Source organism: Acidobacteriota bacterium (genome assembly GCA_016196035.1).
GTDB lineage: Bacteria > Acidobacteriota > Blastocatellia > RBC074 > RBC074 > JACPYM01.
Map to the genome: position 1 here is coordinate 62298 of JACPYM010000002.1, position 19480 is coordinate 81777.

Annotated in this window: 16 protein-coding genes and 3 pseudogenes; 16 read left to right on the plus strand and 3 right to left on the minus strand. The window is 57.2% G+C overall.

What is annotated here, in order from left to right; all coding sequences use genetic code 11:
* Nucleotides 1-176: 176 nt before the first annotated feature.
* Nucleotides 177-3647, minus strand: a complete 3471-nt coding sequence (locus tag HY011_00340) for a carboxypeptidase regulatory-like domain-containing protein (GenBank protein ID MBI3421377.1) — start codon at nucleotides 3645-3647, stop codon at nucleotides 177-179.
* A 338-nt stretch (nucleotides 3648-3985) separates the two neighbouring features.
* On the opposite strand from HY011_00340, the gene HY011_00345 reads away from it, so the two are divergent.
* The 8 genes from HY011_00345 to HY011_00380 all read left to right on the plus strand — a co-directional run bounded on the left by HY011_00345 (nucleotide 3986) and on the right by HY011_00380 (nucleotide 12628).
* On the plus strand, nucleotides 3986-4792 hold the full coding sequence (locus tag HY011_00345; GenBank protein MBI3421378.1) for an electron transfer flavoprotein subunit beta/FixA family protein: 807 nt from the start codon (nucleotides 3986-3988) through the stop codon (nucleotides 4790-4792).
* 4 nt (nucleotides 4793-4796) lie between these two features.
* Complete coding sequence (locus HY011_00350) at nucleotides 4797-5756, plus strand: electron transfer flavoprotein subunit alpha/FixB family protein (GenBank protein ID MBI3421379.1); 960 nt, start codon at nucleotides 4797-4799, stop codon at nucleotides 5754-5756.
* A 178-nt stretch (nucleotides 5757-5934) separates the two neighbouring features.
* Entirely contained in the window at nucleotides 5935-7941 is a 2007-nt protein-coding gene (locus HY011_00355; GenBank protein MBI3421380.1) for a (Fe-S)-binding protein, read from the plus strand.
* A gap of 1 nt (nucleotide 7942) precedes the next feature.
* Nucleotides 7943-8446, plus strand: coding sequence for a DUF523 domain-containing protein (locus HY011_00360; GenBank protein ID MBI3421381.1), 504 nt, complete (start codon nucleotides 7943-7945; stop codon nucleotides 8444-8446).
* Entirely contained in the window at nucleotides 8447-9610 is a 1164-nt protein-coding gene (locus HY011_00365) for an acyl-CoA dehydrogenase (GenBank protein ID MBI3421382.1), read from the plus strand.
* Between the two features lie 91 nt (nucleotides 9611-9701).
* Nucleotides 9702-10832 (plus strand): acyl-CoA/acyl-ACP dehydrogenase, encoded by a 1131-nt coding sequence (locus HY011_00370; GenBank protein MBI3421383.1) that lies wholly within the window; start codon nucleotides 9702-9704, stop codon nucleotides 10830-10832.
* A gap of 138 nt (nucleotides 10833-10970) precedes the next feature.
* Nucleotides 10971-11540, plus strand: a complete 570-nt coding sequence (locus HY011_00375) for a hypothetical protein (GenBank protein MBI3421384.1) — start codon at nucleotides 10971-10973, stop codon at nucleotides 11538-11540.
* Between the two features lie 116 nt (nucleotides 11541-11656).
* Nucleotides 11657-12628 carry an NADPH:quinone oxidoreductase family protein gene (locus tag HY011_00380; protein ID MBI3421385.1) on the plus strand — a complete coding sequence of 324 codons (972 nt, stop codon included), beginning with the start codon at nucleotides 11657-11659 and terminating at the stop codon, nucleotides 12626-12628.
* Nucleotides 12629-12657: 29 nt separating this feature from the next.
* Here the strand turns inward: HY011_00380 and HY011_00385 are convergent, their stop codons facing one another.
* Together HY011_00385 and HY011_00390 are read right to left on the minus strand one after the other, a co-directional pair.
* Complete coding sequence (locus HY011_00385) at nucleotides 12658-13053, minus strand: tetratricopeptide repeat protein (GenBank protein ID MBI3421386.1); 396 nt, start codon at nucleotides 13051-13053, stop codon at nucleotides 12658-12660.
* Between the two features lie 82 nt (nucleotides 13054-13135).
* Nucleotides 13136-13489, minus strand: a pseudogene (locus HY011_00390) (IS1 family transposase).
* A gap of 44 nt (nucleotides 13490-13533) precedes the next feature.
* On the opposite strand from HY011_00390, the pseudogene HY011_00395 reads away from it, so the two are divergent.
* The 8 genes and pseudogenes from HY011_00395 (at nucleotide 13534) to frr (ending at nucleotide 19410) form a co-directional block, all read left to right on the plus strand.
* A pseudogene (locus HY011_00395) lies at nucleotides 13534-14263 on the plus strand (IS1 family transposase).
* A gap of 18 nt (nucleotides 14264-14281) precedes the next feature.
* Nucleotides 14282-14893, plus strand: a pseudogene (locus HY011_00400) (sigma-70 family RNA polymerase sigma factor).
* Between the two features lie 98 nt (nucleotides 14894-14991).
* On the plus strand, nucleotides 14992-15435 hold the full coding sequence (gene rplM, locus HY011_00405; GenBank protein MBI3421387.1) for a 50S ribosomal protein L13: 444 nt from the start codon (nucleotides 14992-14994) through the stop codon (nucleotides 15433-15435).
* Between the two features lie 25 nt (nucleotides 15436-15460).
* On the plus strand, nucleotides 15461-15853 hold the full coding sequence (gene rpsI, locus HY011_00410) for a 30S ribosomal protein S9 (protein ID MBI3421388.1): 393 nt from the start codon (nucleotides 15461-15463) through the stop codon (nucleotides 15851-15853).
* A gap of 156 nt (nucleotides 15854-16009) precedes the next feature.
* Complete coding sequence (gene rpsB, locus HY011_00415; protein ID MBI3421389.1) at nucleotides 16010-17191, plus strand: 30S ribosomal protein S2; 1182 nt, start codon at nucleotides 16010-16012, stop codon at nucleotides 17189-17191.
* Between the two features lie 160 nt (nucleotides 17192-17351).
* A complete protein-coding gene (gene tsf, locus HY011_00420) occupies nucleotides 17352-18017 on the plus strand; it encodes a translation elongation factor Ts (protein ID MBI3421390.1) in 666 nt (221 codons plus the stop codon).
* A 73-nt stretch (nucleotides 18018-18090) separates the two neighbouring features.
* Nucleotides 18091-18828: a UMP kinase gene (locus HY011_00425; protein ID MBI3421391.1), complete on the plus strand. Its 738-nt coding sequence runs from the start codon at nucleotides 18091-18093 to the stop codon at nucleotides 18826-18828.
* 24 nt (nucleotides 18829-18852) lie between these two features.
* Nucleotides 18853-19410, plus strand: a complete 558-nt coding sequence (frr, locus tag HY011_00430) for a ribosome recycling factor (GenBank protein ID MBI3421392.1) — start codon at nucleotides 18853-18855, stop codon at nucleotides 19408-19410.
* Nucleotides 19411-19480: the final 70 nt, after the last annotated feature.

Here is a 19480-nt window from a genome sequence, read left to right on the forward strand (position 1 = left end):
GTCGTCAGCGGGAAGCGGTTATTCCACGGGGCTTTGCACAAAAACCTCTAAAAATGACGGACTTTTTGTGCAGGTTGAAAAAAAGCGGCGATAAGTCATTTGGATTTGCGCGCGCTTCTACGCAATCACTCGACTTTTTGTGCAAACGGGACTTTTTGTGCAAAGCCATTCCACGGCTAGAAATTCAGCCGCGCCGCAAACTGGAACGCACGCGGCCCGCCCGTGCCAAAGATTTGATTGACGCGGTTGCTGGGCTGGCCGAAGGTCGCCTGTTGTACCGTCCCTGGTGCTGCGACAGCGTTCAACCCGCTGCCGTAACCGGACAAATTGGCGATGTTGAAGATGTTGAAGCCTTCGGCAATCAACGAGAGCCGCCGCTTTTCGCCAAGTTGAATCTGCCGCGTCAGCCGCACATCCTGCGAGAGGAACGGATCGCCATTCGCGATTTTATCCGGCAAATAAATCAGCGGGATCACCTGGTTTTGCGGGGTGCGCGCGCCGCACATCCGCGTGCCGTTCACAAAGACCGTGCATTGCGCGATCTGCGCCGCCGTCGCCGTGGCGGGCACGGGTTTGGCGCGCGCGATGACATCGGCATTATGCGCTTCGACCGCTTTGCGAATGTCGCTGGCATCCAGGCCGCGTCCGAACTTGTTCCAGCCAATGCCGGGCAGCAGGTAGCGCGAACTGCCGTCGCCATCAATGTCCAAACCCAAATTCGGATTCAGCGTGGGACGGCTGCGCATATCCGAAATCAGTCCGACCATCCAGGTGTTGAGCAATCCGCGCAACAGTTTGTTTTCACCCTTGAAGCGCGGCACTTCATAAAAGCCGCTGAAGGTGAAGCGGTGCGGCACATCGTTGCCGGCGATGCCGCGCGTTTCATATAGATTCGCCGGCGTCGTCGGGTTGGCAATCGTCGTATTGACGTTGCTCACATAACGCGACAACGCATACGACCCGGTGAACTGCCAGCCGTTGGCAAAGCGTTTGTCGAGCTTCATCAACAGCCCGGTGTAGCGCGTGTTGATGCCCGACCAATAACCGATGATCGCGCCCGATGAGCAAGGGAATTTCGGCGTATTCAGTTGCGTGGCGTTCGCGCAGAACGGAATGACGGGCGTTTGCGCGAAGGTCACGACTTGCGTGATGGGATCAGTGGCAACGACCGTGGGCCGCGTCGCACGATTGAGGTCGGTGCCAAACCCGGCTTCGGTGCCGCCGAAATGCACGGCGCGCCGCATCACGAAATCCGCCGTCAAAATCATGTTGCGGCGAATCTCGCGCTGCACTCCGGCGGTGATGTGGAAGGTGTAGCCCGTCGTCAAGTCGCTCATGAAGATGCCTTCACCAGCGGCCCCCAACGCTTGCTTGGTGACTTCGATGCCGCGAATCGAAAGGTCAGTGCCGCCGCCCCAACGCGCCAACAATTGCGTGCGCAAATCCGGGATGATGGCAATCGCGTTCTGCCCGGTGAACGAAGTCGGCGCGGTGAAATTCAACGTCACCGGCTGGGGCGTCGTGCTGCCCGGCGTCGGCGTGCCCGCAAACGGATTGGGCACGAGTTGCGAATTGAACGGCACGAGGCCATTGCCCGCCGGCCCGATAAAGCCGCGTTCGCCCAGCCGTGTGTAAAACGAATTCGGCGAAGCGTGATAGATGCCCGACCCGCCGCGAATGACCGTCTTGCTCTGTTTGCCCAAGGCCCAGGCCCAGCCGATGGCCGGTTGGAAGTTGTTGTAATCATAGCGCGTCGGACGCAGGTCAGCATTCGCCCCGCCCAGCACCGGACGCAGCCATTCGGGCTTGTCCAAATCGTGGCTGACGAGGTTGTCGTCAAATGACCAGGCCATGCCATAGCTGAAGCTGAACTTTGGTTTGACCTGCCAGGTGTCTTGCGCGTAGAGGCGATAGGCGTCATTGCGCGCGGCCTCTTTGCCGCGATAGACGGGCGGCTGTTTGGCATCGCCGACGCTGACCGAGATGTTACCCGTGACCGGCAATTTCAAAATATCAGCGAAGGTCGGCAAGCCCGCCGTTGTCGTGCGCAACGTCGCCGGCAGCGCGTTGTAAAGTGTGGTGTTTTGCGTCAACAGCGTGTCGGGCGAATAAAGATTGAAGGTGCCCTGATAAATGCGCGCCCAACTACCGTGGCCGTAAAGATGTTCCCAATTGCCGCCAAAGCGGATGCGATGCGCGCCCTTCTGCCAATAAACATTTTCATTCAACTGATAGGTGCGCAAGATGCGGTGCTGGGTGACGTTGGCGTCATTGCCCAGCGTCAGCCCGAAGCCGCCAATGCGCGGCCCGTTCAGATTGAAACAGTATTGTGGATTGCTGCACTCCTCTTGATTCGGCGGCCGCAGTTGGTTGCTGTAAAACGAATAGGAAAGGCGCAGTTCATTCACCAGCGTCGGCTTCAAAATGCTGGTCAGGCCCACGTTGGTTTGATCGGCGTAATTGCGGCTGGAAGTCCAAGTGGATTCCAGATTGCCGCTGCCCGACAGATTGGTGTTGCGATCCTGACTGTAGCGCAGGTAAAGGCTGTGCTTGCTGTTGAGCCGGTAATCCAGGCGCGTGTTGAACAGCTTGCCGCGAAACGGCAATTGTCCGACGTGGCTAAAACCCGCAAAGATCGGATTGGTAAAGCTAATGGTTTGCGCGCCCACCTGGTTGGTGTATTCAAAGTTGGAGAAGAAGAAGAGCTTGTCTTTCTTGAGCGGCCCGCCCAGATTAACGCCCATGTTGCGCCGGGCAAAAAACGGATCAATCAGCCGTTTGCGCAGGTCAGGGTTGTTGAAACCGGGATTGAACGCGCTGGGATCATCGGGCCGTTTGAAGGCGGGGTAAGCGGCGAGGTTGTGATCGCGATAAAAATAAAAGCCGCTGCCGCGATACTGATTGCCGCCCGTGCGCGAGACGATGTTGACCGCGCCTGACGAAGTATTGCCGACCGACAGATCAAAGTTGAAGGTCGAGATTTGAAATTCCTGCACCGTCTCTTGCGAGAAATTTTGCGCCGTGCCGCCCGTGATGCGGTCGTTGACATTGGCCCCATCCACCGAAATGCGCGTCAAGGTGCTGGTGCTGCCGGCAATCGAAACGCGAAAGTAATTGTTCGGCCCGCCCGCGCCTGGGTTCGGATCGAAGGTCACATCCACGCCGGGTTCCAGCGACGCCAACGAGAGAAAGCTGCGGCCATTGAGCGGCAGGTTCTCGATGCGTTCGCGCGTGATAACGCCATCCACTTTGTAATCGCTGGTGTTGACCTGCGCGGAGTCCGAAGTGATAACGACCGTCTCGTTGTTTGAGCCGACGGTCAGCGCGAAATGCTCTTCGACGCTGGCGCCGGTCAGCAGCGTGAATGGTTTCAGGGTTTTCTGAAAGCCGCGCGCCTCGATGGTGACTTCATATTCGCCGGGCGCGAGGTTGTCTACGGCAAAAGTTCCCTCCTCATTGGTAACGGCTTTGCGCGTGGCATTGGTGTCGCGATTCTTGACGGTGACCGCCGCATTGGGCAGCACTGCGCCGTTGGGATCGGTGACACTGCCGCGCAAGTTCCCGTTCGTGGTTTGCGCATAAAGCAACGTGGTGCAGAAAAGTGAGAGAACAAGGCTGCCCGCGAGCAGCAAGCTGCGTGTCTGCATAATCGGCCTCCATTTTCGTACTGGCGTTTGCTGGTGCTGTTCTGAATATCGCCCTCAGAGTGAGAGCGTTGATGGAATCGAAAAGATAGCGTGATTTATCTGTTCATCTCTGCACGCCCAGCTTGTTGAACTAAGAAAATGACTGCCGCTTGACAGGGTTTGCGAAGCAAAGCTACTCTCCACCTACGGGCAACCTACCGGTCAGTAGGTCACCGAAAGCGCGGGCATTATAGGCCTGACATCACCGCAAGACAATTTTTTCAACATCTATTTTCGCCGGGCGGCAGCGCCTGTGGGGCCATTCCCAAATATCCCGGCAAGGGACTTTATCTGGCATCGTGAACATCGTCGTCTGTCTCAAACAAATCCTCGATCCGCTCGCGCCCGCGCGCGAGTTCCGCGTGGATGCCGACAAAAAAGAAGCCGTGCGTGGGTCGGCCTCGCTGGTCACCAACATCTTTTGCGAAAACGCGCTGGAAACGGCGCTCCAATTCAAAGAACAACTTGGCGCGGGCAAAATCACGGCGCTCAGCTTCGGCCCCGAATCCGCCGAAGATAGCTTGCGCAAGGCGCTCGCGATGAAAGCCGATGCCGCCGCGCTGGTCGTCAACGATGGTCATCCACATCCTGACCCACTGGCGGTCGCCCAAGTGCTGGCCGCCGCCATCGGCAAACTCGGCATATTTGATATCGTGATGGTCGGGCGCGAATCCGGTGATTGGGGCGTAGGCCAAACCGCCGGACTGCTGGCCGAAGTGCTGGGCGTCCCGTCAGTTTCCTTCGTTGATCACATTGAAACTGTAGACGGCAAGTTGCGGTTGAAACGCCAGACTGACAACGGCTTTGAGATTGTCGAAGCCGCGCCGCCGCTGGTCGTCTCGATCACCAACGACGAACACAACGTGCCGCGCATCCCCAAAACCCGCGACGTGATGATGTCGTTCCGCCAGCCGCTCACCAGATTTACGCTGGATGAATTAGGCGTTGACGCGGCGGCCATCCGAGCTGGCGGTGACTATTACGAGGTCATTGAGCTAAGCATTCCGGTCAAGGACGTGAATTGCGAATTCGTCAACGGCGACTCGCTGGAACAGAAGGTTGAGCAATTCGCCCAGCGCGTGCTGGCCATCACGCAGTCACTTTAGGTTTATGAGCAACGTAATCATTTGTCTTTTCGCCGCCAACGGTTTTGACCGCGCGGCCCAAGGCGTCTCTGGCGCAGGCCAACGTTTAGCCGCTGACAACGGCGGCCGATTGCACGCCGTTGTCATTGGCGCAGCGGATGACGCGCTGCAAACGGCACTAAGCCCGCTGGCAGAAACTATCACCAGCCTGGCATTCAGCGAATACCAGCCAGAGGCCTGTTTGAACACGCTTACGCAGGTTTGCCGTGAGTTGGCTGCGCACGCCGTGCTCTTCGGCAATGACACGTACAGTCAGGAACTCGCGCCGCGCCTGGCCTATCGTTTGGGCGGCAGCGCTGTGGCCGATGGCATTGAGTTACTGCCGCACGGCGACAAGCTGCGCGTCAAACGTGCGGTGTATGGCGGCAAAGCCGTGGCGACGATTGAATTGCAACGCGCGCCCGCCGTGGTCTGGTTGCGCGCGCGCGCCTTTGAACCTGCGGAACCACGCGAGGGCGTCAACGCCGAGATCAAACACGTCATGCCCGAAGCCGTGCCCGCCACAACGCGCATTATCGAACGCAAGAATGAAGCAGCCGGCGAGGCGCGGCTGGAAGACGCTGCAATTATCGTTTCAGGCGGACGCGGCTTGGGCGGGCCGGAACCATTTGAAGACTTGAAAGCGCTGGCTGCCATTCTCAATGCGCAAGTCGCTGCCTCGCGCGCGGCCTGCGATTCGGGCTGGTGCCCGCCGACGTGGCAAGTCGGCCAGACGGGCAAGAAGGTCGCGCCAGGCCTGTACCTCGCCGTCGCCATCAGCGGCGCGAGCCAGCATCTGGCGGGCATCTCCGACGCCAAGAACATCGCGGCGATCAATACGGATGCCGACGCACCGATTTTCAAGCATTGCCGCTTTGGCATCGTCGAGGATTACAAGAAAGTGATTCCGTTGTTGAAAGAGAAACTGGCGGCGGCGAAAAGCTGATCCATGACGCGCAGTGTCTTTGGAGCGCGGCGGCTCGACGCCGCTTTGGTATTCCCTTCGGCGTTTCGAGCAAGCGCAAGGAACGACGGCCACGCCAGCACAGCCCTCATTGCGTCAATATCAGAGGGGATACCAAAGCGGCATCAAGCTGCCGCACTCCAAAGGCTTCGCCATGTGAATGTACGCATTGATGCTCATTACTACGCCAACCCGTGAAGTCCTCTGGAACATCTCGCACGTCGAGGTGTTGTATCTGCTCTTCGCCTTGTCGCTGGCCGTGGCGGCTTACGGCGTTTGGCGGCGCGTGCAAACGTGGCGGCAGGGTTTGCCGGTTGACCGTTTCGACCGCCCGAAAGAACGCTTGCAGTTGCTGCTGAAACACGCGCTCGGCCAACAACGCACACTGCGCGAACGGCACGCGCGTATCTTTCACACGTTCATCTTCACCGGCTTTATCATCCTGACCATCGCCACGACCGTCGTGATGGTGCATCACGATTTCGGCCTACCGCTGATGCAGGGCTGGTTCTATCTGATCTTTCAATCGTTCATCGTGGATGTGTTCGGCGCGCTGACTTTGTTCGGCGTCGGCCTTGCGTTGTGGCGGCGCTTGAAGTTGAAGCCAAAGAAGCTGGTTTACACCGATGAAGCCGAAACGATCCTGCTGGCGCTGTTGGCCATCGTGCTAACGGGCTTTCTGGTCGAAGGCTGGCGCATTGCCGCGACACACGACCCGTGGGGCGCATGGTCGCCGTTCGGGTATGTGATCGCGCGCGCTTCGGCGGTAATTTTGAACGAGACGCTGTTGCAACACTGGCATTTCGCCGCGTGGTGGACGCATGCGATTTTAGTCTTCGGCTTCATCGCCTGGGCGCCTTACACCAAGATGATTCACGCGCTGACCGGGCCGCTGAACATTTACACCGCACGACTGGCACCGAGCGGGGCGTTGCTCAAGACGATTGATTTCGAGCAAGCCGAAACGCTGGGCGTCAAGACGCTGGCCGGCTTCACCTGGAAAGACCTGGCCGATTTCGACGCCTGCACCGAATGCGGGCGCTGCACATCGGTTTGCCCGGCACACGCGGCGGGCAAGACGCTTTCGCCGCGCGACATCATTCTGGATTTGCGCACGCTGCTGCACGAGCAATCTCCCATCTCCCATCTCCCATCTCCCATCATCGGCACTGTGCCCGCGACTGCGCCCGAAGCGCTCTGGGCTTGCACGACCTGCGGCGCGTGTATGGAAGCCTGTCCCGTCTTCATCGAACAGATGCCGAAGATCGTGGACATGCGCCGCTTCCTAGTGATGGAAGAGGCCGAGTTCCCCCACACGATGCAGGACGCGATCACTTCGCTCGAATCGCGTGGGCATCCCTTCAAAGGCACACAGGCCGGGCGATTGGATTGGGCGGAAGGCTTGAACGTCGAGATGATTGGCGACGCCGCTGATGCAGAGGTCTTGCTCTGGGTCGGCTGTGGCGGTGCGCTGCTCGAACGCAATCAAAAGGTCGTGCGCGCGACGGCGCAGTTGTTGAAAAAGGCGGGCGTCAAATTCGCCATCCTGGGCCGCGAAGAGAACTGCACGGGCGATCCGGCACGGCGCATCGGCAACGAATTCCTGTTTGAAATGCTGGCGAAAGAGAACGTCGAGACGCTGGCAAAATATCAGGTCAAAAAGATCGTCACGTCATGCCCGCACTGCTTCAACACCTTCCGCAACGAATACCCGCACTTCGGCGGGCATTACGAAGTCTTTCACCACAGCGAGTTCCTCGCCGCACTGGTCAACGACGGCAAACTCACGCCCACGGCGGCGACGGATAAACAAGTCACCTTTCACGATCCGTGCTATCTGGGCCGCCACAACGGCGTTTTCGACGCACCGCGCCAGTTGGTGCAACTGTCGAGCAAACGCGCGCCCGTCGAACCCGAAATGAATCGCGCGAATGGTTTCTGCTGCGGTGGCGGCGGCGGGATGAGTTTTGTGGACGAACCCAAAGACAAGCGCGTCAATCAGGAGAGGGCGCAGCAACTGCTGGACACAGGCGCGGACGTCGTCGCGGTCGGCTGTCCGTTCTGTATGACGATGCTGGAAGACGGCGTGAAGGCGCGGAAGGGCGAGCGCGAGGTGCAGGTGGTGGATGTGGCGGAGTTGTTGTGGCAATCGGTGCAACAGAAATAACGTGAGCAAACTTCTTATCAGTGCCTGCCTGCTTGGCAGCAAAGTCCGCTACGATGGCTCAGACAAAGCCAGCGACAACGACGCGCTGGCTGATTTGATGGCGCGCGGGCAAGTCGTCACCATTTGCCCCGAAGTCGCGGGCGGGTTGGGCGTGCCGCGTTTGCCTGCCGAGATTCAAAACGGCGACGGCGCGGCGGTGCTCGCTAAGCAAACACAGGTTTTGGATTCTGCCGGCAACGATGTGACGAACGCTTTTGTCAGCGGCGCGCGACAGGCCTTACAACTGGCGCAGGCGCACAACATCAAGGTTGCCATTTTGAAAGCGCGCAGCCCGTCGTGCGGCAACGATTTGATTTATGACGGCAGCTTTGGCAAAACGCTGAAGGCGGGGCAAGGCGTGACGGCGGCTTTGCTGGAACAACACTGCATCAAGGTTTTTAACGAAGCGCAGATCAACGAGGCGGTGGCTTATGCCGCCAGTCTTATCACCAACGAGGTAATTTAAATGGATTTGAAATTATCACCCAGCGAAGAGCAGTTCCGCGACGAATTGCGCGCCTGGCTCTCGACCAACGTGCCGCCCCCGTGGACGGACGGCAACACCAACGAAGAAGAGCGCGGCGCGTACTTCGAGTTTTTGCGCAACTGGCAACGCAAGGTCTACGACGCCGGTTGGGCAGGCGTCTCGTGGCCCAAGGAATACGGCGGACGCGGCGCGGCGATTATCGAACAAGCCATCTGGCAGGAAGAGTGGGCGCGTGCCGAAGCTCCGGCGTTAATCAACGCGCTCGGCCTGTACCTGATCGGCCCGACGATCATCACGGCGGGCACGCCTGAACAGAAACAGCGCTTCCTGCCCAAGATTCTTTCCGCTGAAGAGATTTGGTGCCAGGGCTTTTCCGAACCCAATTCTGGCAGCGACGTGGCATCGCTCGCGACCAAAGGCGTGCTCGATGGCGATCATTTCGTCATCAACGGCCAGAAGATTTGGACGAGTCTGGCGCACGTGGCCGATTGGTGTTTGCTGCTTGTGCGCACCGATCCGAATGTTCCGAAGCACAAGGGCATTACGGCCTTGCTCGTTGACATGCACGCGCCCGGCGTGACCGTGCGCCCGCTCAAACAGATCACCGGCGACGCCAGTTTCAACGAAGTCTTTTTTGACAACGTGCGCGTGCCCGTCGCTAACGTGCTGGGCGAGGTCAACAAAGGCTGGCAAACAGCCATCACGACACTGATGAACGAACGCGCCAATCTGGGCGCGGGCACTTACATCGCCTTCAAGCGCAACCTCGAAATGCTGATTGCCCGCGCGCGCGAAATGAACCGCACCGGCGATCCGCTGGTGCGGCAAAAACTGGCGCAGGCCTATCTCGAACTGGAAATCTTCCGGCTGAATAATACGCGCTCGCTCTCGAAAATCAGCAAGACCGGCGTGCCCGGCCCCGAAGGTTCGATCCTGAAAATTTTCTGGAGCGAGTACAACCAGCGCTTTCAGCAAACGGCGATGGAAGTGCTGGGGCCTTATGCGCAACTGCACGGCTTCAACAATGGCCGCTGGGTGTTTGATTACCTGCGTTCGCGCGCCAACACCATTGAGGCGGGCACCAGCGAGATTCTGCGCAACATCGTGGCCGAGCGCGTGTTGGGCTTACCAAAGAGCTATTGAATCAGTTGATAGGTGACAGCTGATAGGTGACGGTTCCTTTCGTCTATCAACCTGCCAACTATCAACTGTCAATTATCAACTATCAACTGACATGGATTTTGATCTCAATAAACCACAACAACTCTTGCAACAATCGGCGCGCGAATTCTTTGCGCGTGAATGCCCATTGGAACGAGTGCGCGAACTGATGGCCACCGACACGGCCTTTGATGAAAAGCTCTGGCAAGCCATTGCTGACCAGGGCTGGACAGGCTTGCTCGTGCCCGAAGAATTTGGCGGCCTGGGCCTGGGGCTAGTCGAATTGGCCGTCGTCGCCGAAGAGATGGGCCGCGCCTGTTTGCCCGGGCCGTTCATTTCGACGCTTTGGGCGGCAGCGTTGATCGAACGCACGGGCAGCGAAGGGCAGCGCGCGCAGTATCTGGAAAAGATCGCCAATGGCGAATTGAAAGCCACGGTCGCGTTGCTGGAAGAAACCGCCGATTGGAACCCGGCAACGGTGGCCTTGCGCGCCGAAAAGAACGGCAAAGGCTACAGCCTGACCGGACGCAAAGAATTCGTCACCGATGCGGCGATTGCCGATCTGATCATCGTCGTGGCGCGTGGCGATGAAGGCTTGGTTTTCCTGCCCATCAGCAAAGGCGCCAGCGGTCTGACGATTACGGCGACGCCCGGCATTGACGCGACGCGCAAGCTTTACACGCTCGATTTCGACAACGTCGCGGTCGCCGAAACCGAGGCGCTGGCGTTCAACGCGCGCGCACAGGAAGCGTTGGAAGCGGCGACCGATGTGGCAATGGTGGCCTTGTGTGCCGAGCTAACCGGCGGCATGCAATGGACGCTAGACATGGCGGTCGAATACGCCAAGACGCGGCTGCAATTCGGCAAGCCCATCGGCATTTATCAAGCCGTGCAGCATCGTTGCGCCGACATGTTCCTGTGGCTCGAAAGCTCGCGTTCGGCGGCCTATTACGCGGCCTGGGCCGTTTCCGAAAATGATCCGGCGGCCAAGCTAGCGGTGGCGATGGCCAAGGTCTATTGCTCTGACGCTGGGCGCGAAGTCGGCAACAACGGCATACAGGTGCACGGCGGCATCGGCTTCACCTGGGAACACAACCTGCACCTTTATTACAAACGCGCCAAAGGTTCAGAAATCATGTTCGGCGATGCCAGCTATCACCGCGAAAAGCTGGCGCAGTTGGTGGTGGACGAAACCGAAGGCTGAGATTTTTGTGACCACGCGCTGAACGTGGGCGTCTTTGGCAGCAGCAATCGGGCGCGCATCGCCGTCACAAGGTTTCCCCTTTCGGTCCCAAACGCGAGCGCGCTGTTTAACCAAATCCATTTACAGGGAGAAACAACCATGAAAAGAATTCTGTTTACGGGTGCCACCTTGTGTGCGTTGGTGCTGGCGCTGTCAGCGGCGGCGCTGGCGCAAAAAGGCGCCAATTTCGCCGGCACTTGGGAGCTGGACAAATCCAAGAGCACATTGAATGAACGCATGGCCAGCATGCTCAATAGCCAGACGCTGACCGTCACGCAGGACGATAAAGAAGTCAAAGTCGAACGCAAGACCGACATGGCGGCCCCTCAGGGCGGCGGCGGTGCGGGCGGCGGCGGCGGCGCGGGCGGTGGCGGCGGACGCGGGATGGGCGGCGGGATGATGGGCGCGCCCAATTCCGCTTACAAACTCGATGGCAGCGAGGTCGTCACCGAAAACCAGCGCGGCAAAACGACCATGAAGGCCAAACTGGCGGGTGACAAGCTCGAAATCAATTCTGTCACCAACGGCAATTTCAACGGCAATGATTTCACCATGACCAGCAAAGAAACCTGGATGTTGGCGGATGGCGGCAAGACGCTGAAAATCACTACCGTGCGTGAAACGCCGAATGGCCCGATGGAAACGACGATGGTGTACAACAAGAAATAACCTAGCGTTCAACGCGCCACCCAAAGCGGTCAGCTTTCAGCAAGAGAGTTGACCGCTTTCTTTGTGTCAGTAGCCCGCGCGTGGGCTACTGACACGACTCTTTTATGGAGAACCCTATGAAAGCCTGGCAAGTGACGGAATGGTGCGAACCCGAAGGCATGCACTTCAACGACATCCCGCTGCCCGAACCCAACGCGGGCGAAGTGCGCATTCGCAATCACGCGGCGGCGCTCAACTTCTTCGACATCCTGCTGGTGCAGGGCAAATACCAGACGCGCCCGCCCTTCCCCTTCGCGCCCGGTTCCGAAGTCGCGGGCGTGATTGATGCCGTGGGCGCAGGCGTCACCGGCTTCAACATCGGCGACCACGTGCTGGCGATGACCTCCAATGGCTTTGCCGAATACACGACCTCACTCGCGGCCAAGACCTTCCGCATCCCCGATGCAATGAACTTTGCTGAAGCCGCAGCGATGCCAATCATCTACCAAACTTCCTATCTGGCGCTGAAACAGCGCGGCCAATTGCGCGCGGGTGAATGGCTGCTGGTGCTGGCGGCAGCAGGCGGCGTAGGAATGTCGGCCATGCAATTGGGCGAGGCCTGGGGCGCACATGTGATTGCCGCCGTCGGCAGCGCGGACAAGTTTGCGTTTTGTTTGGAGAACGGCGCTGACTACGTCATCAATTACAACGAGAGTGATTGGCCTGAGCAGGTCAAGCGGCTGACAGGCGGGCACGGCGCGGATGTAATTTACGACCCGGTCGGCGCGGACTATTTCGATCAGGCGCTGAAATGCATCGCGCTCGAAGGCCGCCTGCTCGTCATCGGTTTTGCCGCCGGACGCATACCTTCGATTGCGGCGAACCGGATTCTGTTTAAGAACATCTCGATTGTTGGTGCATATTGGGGCGGCTACCTCGAACATCATCCAGGCTTCTTGGCGGAAGCGCAGGCAGAATTATTCGCGTTGTATGAGGCGGGCCAGATCAAGCCGGTCGTGTCGCAGACCTTCTCGTTGGCGGAAGCACCAGCGGCAATGCGAGCTTTAGGGGAACAGAAGATCGTAGGCAAGACAGTGCTAACAATTTGATGGGTAAATCGCTGACCACGGTGTAAGAACTACCCCACAAGCCTCACGCGTTTCAGCAAAGCAGTGAATCTAGGATCCGAACGTAAAGAGTCAAAGGCTGGCTCAACGTTCAAGTAAACCAGAAAACCGTGCCGCTCTTCGTAGGCTTTTTCCAGCCATGCAACCGCCTGTTTCGCTTGTCCCAAAGCGGCGTAAATGATGGCGAAATAGCATGGCTGAATGTATTCAGCTTCAGCTCTGGTCTTCAATTCCGTCCGCACGGTCTGCGCTGCCGCCACGTTCCCGGCGCGCGCCTGGGCGTAGCCGAGCGCAGAAAGCACTCTGATCATGCGCCCGCTTCCCGTAGCAGTTTGCTCAAGTTCAGCGACCGCCTGCTCGTGTTTTCCCTGCGCCGTGTGAATGAGTCCTAGCACAAACCAGAACATCGGGTAGTTCGGAATCAGAGCGAGAGCCTGATGGCAGGCCGCTTCGGCTTCGTCGTACCGGCGTGAATAGTAGGATCGCGTCTCACAAATGATGATGCCCCGCGTTTAGGTGACTAACATAGAGCTTTAACATCGCATCGTGCATCACTGTAGATTTCGAGTAACAAATCGTGCGCCGCTGTAGACGTTTTAGGTGCGTCCGAAAATTCAAGTTATTCCGTTCGATATGCAAGGTGCCGTCCTTGCCGATTTGATGTTTCTCCGGCGGCAAACATTTCACGTAGGATTGCCAGTCATCCGTGTCATAGCGGCCGACTTGGCAGCCGTGCAGTTTCGCGACCAGGCGTTGGCAGGCGGCATCCGTGCGGCGCTCATTGACGAAAGCCACGACTTGGCGCCACTGCCGGTCAAAACCATACCACGTCCAGCGTTGGCGTTTTGGTAGTGGGGAAGTAGGGAGAGATGACGTATGATTTTACAATGATCGACGTAACTCTTACCTGCTACCACTGTAACAGCGAAAATCTCGTGCGCAACGGGCTTACACGCAACGGCAAACAACGTTATAAATGCTACGACTGTGAGCGCACCAGTCGCGACTTGCCCCAACCCAACAGTTACGCTGCTGACGAGCAAGAAAGAATCCGGCGCGCTTCTGAAGAGCGCCGTTCGCTACGCGGCTTGGAGCGCGTTTTCGGCGTCTCGCGTAAGACCGTCGCTGTCTGGCTCAAAAAAAGCCGCCGCACTGCCGGCGTTGAGCGCAACGTTGCGCAAGCCCACGTGCACGATGAAACTCGAACTGGAGTTGGATGAACTCTGGTCTTTCGTGCTCAAAAAAGACTGTAAACGTTGGGTCTGGATTGCGCTTTGCCGACAGACACGACAAATTGTGGCCTTCGTCATCGGTGATCGAAGTGCCGCGACTTGCCGCAAACTATGGCGACTAATTCCGCGTGGGTATCGACAAGCGCATTGTTACACTGATTTCTGGGAAGCATACCAGAAAATTATCCCTGCCAGCCGACATACCGCGTGCGGCAAAGACAGTGGGTTAACCGCACACGTTGAACGTTGGAATAATACCTTGCGCCAACGCTTGGCGCGCTTTGTGCGAAAGACATTATCTTTCTCGAAGTCAGACCACATGCATGAGATTTGTTTGCGGCTGTTTATTCATCGCTACAACCTCGCGCTGCACCCGAAGAAGTAAGAGCGGAAATGGAATGTTATCTCTCCCTACTTCCCCACTACCGCCGACGTTAAGGAAATCACGCCCTTGCTCATCGCCTATCGCAATGGCGACGGAGCGGCAGGTGCGGAACTGATCGGCTTGGTCTAGCAAGAACTGCGCCAACTCGCGCGGCAGTATCTGCGTCAAGAACGCGCGGATCACACCTTGCAGCCAACGGCGCTCGTCCACGAGGTTTATCTACGCCTGTTTGGCGAGAGCGCCATCGAGTATCAGGATCGCGGTCATTTTTGCCTCATCGCCGCCCGCCAGATGCGACGCATTTTGGTGGATCATGCGCGCGCCCAACACGCGGCGCGGCGCGCGGGCGATCTTATCAAAGTGCCGTTGGAAGAGTTGGCCGAAATGCCCCAGCCAATTCAGCAGGATTTGGCCGCGCTGGATGATGCGTTGACCGATCTTGAACGCTTGCATCCGCGCACCGGCCAAGTCGTCGAACTGCGTTTCTTCGGTGGTTTAACAGAGCAAGAAATTGCGGCGCTGTTGGAGGTTTCAATCTCTACCGTCAAACGCGATTGGGAATTTGCCAAGGTGTGGCTTTACAGCCAAGTACAACTTGCTTTTGCTACAACTGACAAGCACAAAAAATAACTGAAAATTTTGCCGGGGAGGTTGTTGGCTTGACACTTGCTGGTTAAATCCATATTCTCGCCGTTCGCTTTTTCGACGAATTTTCATGGAGACTATTTATGAGTACCTATTATCCAAGTGGGAAAGGTTTGGAGCAGCATCGCGCATGGCATGTGGTAGACGCTGACGGTAAAACCCTAGGGCGTCTAGCCAGCGAGGTTGCGCATATTCTGATGGGCAAACATAAGCCCACATACACCCCTTTCCTCGACACCGGCGACCATGTCATCGTGCTCAACGCGGCCAAAGTAGTTCTGAAAGGCAACAAGCTCGACGACAAGATTTACTACCATCACACGGGTTTCCCTGGTGGTATTAAATCGGAAAGCGCCCGCAAGCGCTTGGCCCGTCGGCCTGAAAAGATGATTGAGGATGCGGTCAAAGGGATGCTTCCCAAAACCAAGTTAGGACGCGCCATGAGCAGCAAGCTCAAGGTTTATGCGGGCGGCGAACATCCACACGGAGCACAGCAGCCCACCCCCCTGGCCGTCGAAGCCAAGTAGCAATATCCAAGGAGCGATTTCAATCGTGGCAGAGATTCAACATTACGGAACGGGCCGCCGCAAAAGCGCGACCGCGCGCGTTTATCTGCGTCCCGGCGAAGGCAAGATCACGGTCAACCGGAGCGGGTTCGATACTTACTTCAAAAACGATACGCTGCGGATGATCATTCGCCAGCCGCTGCAATTGACCGACACCGCCAACAAGTTTGACGTGTTGATCAATGTGCAAGGCGGCGGCAGCGCCGGCCAGGCTGGCGCCGTGCGTCACGGCATTGCACGCGCGTTGCTGGAATTCAATCCGGAATTGCGCAAGAAGTTAAAAAAAGCTGGGCTGCTCACGCGCGACCCGCGCGCGAAAGAGCGCAAGAAATATGGTCAAAAAGGTGCGCGTAAGCGTTTCCAATTCTCGAAGCGTTAATGACATTGGGGAGACGGGCAGCAATTGCCCCGTCTCCCTTTTATCTGTCCGCTTCAAATCCATTGCCAGCCGCCTGCTTGGTTGTTCCCTTAGAGAAAGCCGCGGGACGCGCGGTTGGCGAGTACACAAACCAATTCGATTCGACGGAGGACTTGTTTGACTACAGTTACGATGAAAGAACTGCTCGAAGCCGGTGTGCATTTCGGGCATCAGGTGCGGCGTTGGAACCCGAAGATGAAGGAGTTCATCTTTGGCGAACGCAATGGCATTTACATTATTGACCTGCAAAAAACCCAGCGCATGTTCAAAGAGGCGATGAAATTCATCACCAACCTCACGAGCGAAGGCAGCAACAAGACGGTGCTGTTTGTGGGCACCAAACGGCAAGCACAGGACGCGATCAAAGAAGAGTCGCTGCGCTGCAATCAGTACTACATCAATCAGCGCTGGCTGGGCGGTTTGCTCACCAATTTCCAAACGATTCAAAAATCCATCAAGCGCTACAAAGAGATCGAAGCGATGCAGGCCGATGGCCGCATTGAGCATTACGCCAAGAAAGAGCGGCTTCAGATTGAACGTGAACGGCTGGCATTGGAAAAGAACTTCTCGGGCATTAAGGACATGAAGCGGTTGCCCGATCTGATCTTCGTCATTGACACCAACAAGGAAGAAATCGCGGTCAAGGAAGCCAATATCCTGGCCATCCCGGTCGTCGCGGTGGTGGACACCAATTGCACGCCCGAAGGGGTGGATTATGTGATCCCAGGCAACGACGACGCCTTGCGCGCGGTGCGCCTGTTCGCCGCCCGCATCGCCGATGCTATTCTCGAAGGCCAGCAATTGGCTCAACAGAAGGAAGCCGAAGAGGCTGCGGCTGCGGCTGAACGACGCACACAGGAAGGTGTCACGGTCGAGATTTCGCCCCGTCAACAACGTGACCGCGGGGAACGTCGTGAGCGTGGCGAACGCGGTGGTGAGCGAGGTGGCCGTGAGCGTGGACGTGGCGGAGATCGTCCTGCTGGCCGTAGTGGGGCTGGTGGTGGTGGTAGCCGTGAGGGTGGACGACGCGAGCGTGGCCCGCGTCAGGCAAGTGCGCCAACTGCGGTACCTGCTCCGGCAGAAACCGCAACTGAAGCGCCCATTCTGCAACCAGAAGTGCAGGCCGCTGAACCAATCGTGGAGACACCAATTACGGCACCGCTTCCTGAACCAACATCACCTCCGATAATGGCTGAAGCGCCTGCTATTGTAGCACCCGAAGCTGTAGCAGCGCCCGAAACTGCGGCAGCGCCCGAGGCTGTGGCGGCGGAAGCTAGTGCAGCGGCAGAGACGGCTTAGTCGGAGTTTACCAAGCGAATCAGCCAGACAAATCAATACTATGGATTCGCTGTTGGAAGTTTGACGGCGCAGCGGCTGCAAAAACGCAACGGCTGCGCCGTTTTTTCAAGCAGGCATTGATAGAGCGCCGCAGGCGCGAATTTTTTACGAGGCAAAAAGTATGGCGACAATTACAGCAGAGATGGTTAAAAATCTGCGCGAGAAAACCGGCGCAGGCATGATGGAATGCAAAAAAGCCCTAACCGAAACCGGCGGCAACGAAGAGCAGGCAATCGAGGCCCTGCGCAAAGCTGGTCTGGCCAGCGCCAAAAAACGTGAAGGCCGGATCGCCGCCGAAGGCGTGGTCGGTTCCTACATTCACATGGGCGGTAAGGTCGGCGTCTTGGTCGAAGTCAATTGCGAGACAGATTTCGTGGCGCGCGGTGAAGACTTCCAGCAATTTGTCAAAGATGTGGCGATGCACATTTGCGCTTCCGAGCCGCAGTTTGTCACCAAAGCGGAAGTACCGGCGGAACTCGTCGAAAAAGAGCGGCGCATCGCTTTTGAGACGGCCAAAGCTGATCCGAAGAATGCCAACAAACCGGACAACATTATCGAAAAAATGGTGGAAGGTCGTTTATCGAAGTTCTTTACTGAAGCGGTACTGCTGGAACAGCCCTTCGTCAAAGACCAGGCGATCACCATCAGCGATTTGATGACCCAAATGACGGCTAAGACGGGCGAGAAAGTCAGCATTCGCCGCTTTGCCCGCTACAAAATGGGCGAAGGCCTGGAGAAGCGCGCTGACGATTTCGCGAGTGAAGTAGCCGCAGCGGTAAATCAGTAAATAAAAGAGGAGCGTTTTTACCGCTCCTCTTTCCCGTTCATACCAATAATTGATCAGCGTGGGCAAAGCAGCGATACAAGAGAAACCGCACTTCAAACGCATCCTTCTTAAATTGAGTGGCGAAGCGTTGATGGGCGACGTAGGTTATGGCATTGATCCACTCGTCGCGCGACGCGTGGCACAAGAGGTCAAAGACATTCACCTGTTGGGCGTCGAGGTGGCGCTGGTCGTCGGTGGCGGCAACATCTTCCGTGGCTTGAAAGCCAGCACCAGCGGGATGGATCGCGCCTCGGCTGATTACATGGGGATGTTGGCCACGGTGATGAATGCGGTGGCCTTGCAAGACGCCTTAGAGAAGCTGGATGTCTTCACACGCGTCGTCTCGGCCATCGAAATGCGGGAAGTCGCGGAGCCGTTTATTCGCCGCCGGGCTGTGCGCCATCTGGAAAAAGGCCGCATCGTCATCTTTGCGGCGGGCATCGGACAGCCTTATTTTACGACCGACACGGCGGCAGCCATGCGCGCATTGGAAGTCCACGCCGATGTGTTAATGAAGGCCACACGCGTAGGCGGGATTTACACGGCTGACCCACGCTTGGATGCAACTGCCGTTAAGATTGACGAATTGAGCCATGCCAAGGTGTTACAGGATGGCCTGGCGGTAATGGACGCTTCCGCAGTTTCGCTGTGTAAAGACAACCATTTGCCCATCCTGGTTTTCGACATGACGCAACCTGGCAATATCAAGCGGGCTGTGATGGGCGAGCGTGGTATAGGCTCGCTGGTGCGGCCAGTGAACGAAAAATCCTAGCTGTTTCATCGAAAGAGGCAATCTATGATTAAAGCAGTCAGTAAAGACACCGAAACGCGAATGAAGAAAGTGATCGAGGATTTTCGGCACAAGCTTACCACTGTGCGCACAGGCCGTGCCTCGACCAACATCCTGGACAACATCACAGTCGAAGCTTACGGTGCCGAAATGCCCTTGAATCAGGTGGCCACCATCAATGCGCCCGAAGCCGCATTGCTCACGGTACAACCCTTCGATCCTTCGCTTGTGAATACGATTGATAAAGCGATTCGCAGTTCCGACTTGGGACTCAACCCGGCGAATGATGGCAAATTATTGCGCATTCCCATTCCACCATTGACCGAAGAGCGACGCAAAAGTTTTGTCAAACACATTCACGAGATGGCCGAAGATCACAAAACCGCCTTGCGTAACATTCGGCGCGACGCCAATGAAAAACTCAAGAAGGCATTAAAAGATAAAGCAATTTCGGAAGATGACGAGAAAAATGGCTTAGCGGACGTGCAGAAGCTTACCGATCAATTTGTCGCCGCAATCAGTGATTTGTCGAAACATAAAGAAGACGAAATCCTGAAGGTTTAATAGCCATTTCATTCTCACAATTGACTAGCGCAAGCTTGAAATACTCTCGAGCTTGCGCTTTTCGTTTTGG

What these genes read in the sequence shown, in the direction of transcription:
- HY011_00340 (MBI3421377.1), bottom strand. Translation starts at nt 3,647, where the DNA reads ATGCAGACACGCAGCTTGCTGCTCGCGGGCAGCCTTGTTCTCTCACTT.
- HY011_00350 (MBI3421379.1), top strand. Translation starts at nt 4,797, where the DNA reads ATGAGCAACGTAATCATTTGTCTTTTCGCCGCCAACGGTTTTGACCGC.
- HY011_00355 (MBI3421380.1), top strand. Translation starts at nt 5,935, where the DNA reads ATGTACGCATTGATGCTCATTACTACGCCAACCCGTGAAGTCCTCTGG.
- HY011_00365 (MBI3421382.1), top strand. Translation starts at nt 8,447, where the DNA reads ATGGATTTGAAATTATCACCCAGCGAAGAGCAGTTCCGCGACGAATTG.
- HY011_00370 (MBI3421383.1), top strand. Translation starts at nt 9,702, where the DNA reads ATGGATTTTGATCTCAATAAACCACAACAACTCTTGCAACAATCGGCG.
- HY011_00375 (MBI3421384.1), top strand. Translation starts at nt 10,971, where the DNA reads ATGAAAAGAATTCTGTTTACGGGTGCCACCTTGTGTGCGTTGGTGCTG.
- HY011_00380 (MBI3421385.1), top strand. Translation starts at nt 11,657, where the DNA reads ATGAAAGCCTGGCAAGTGACGGAATGGTGCGAACCCGAAGGCATGCAC.
- HY011_00385 (MBI3421386.1), bottom strand. Translation starts at nt 13,053, where the DNA reads ATGTTCTGGTTTGTGCTAGGACTCATTCACACGGCGCAGGGAAAACAC.
- rplM (MBI3421387.1), top strand. Translation starts at nt 14,992, where the DNA reads ATGAGTACCTATTATCCAAGTGGGAAAGGTTTGGAGCAGCATCGCGCA.
- tsf (MBI3421390.1), top strand. Translation starts at nt 17,352, where the DNA reads ATGGCGACAATTACAGCAGAGATGGTTAAAAATCTGCGCGAGAAAACC.
- frr (MBI3421392.1), top strand. Translation starts at nt 18,853, where the DNA reads ATGATTAAAGCAGTCAGTAAAGACACCGAAACGCGAATGAAGAAAGTG.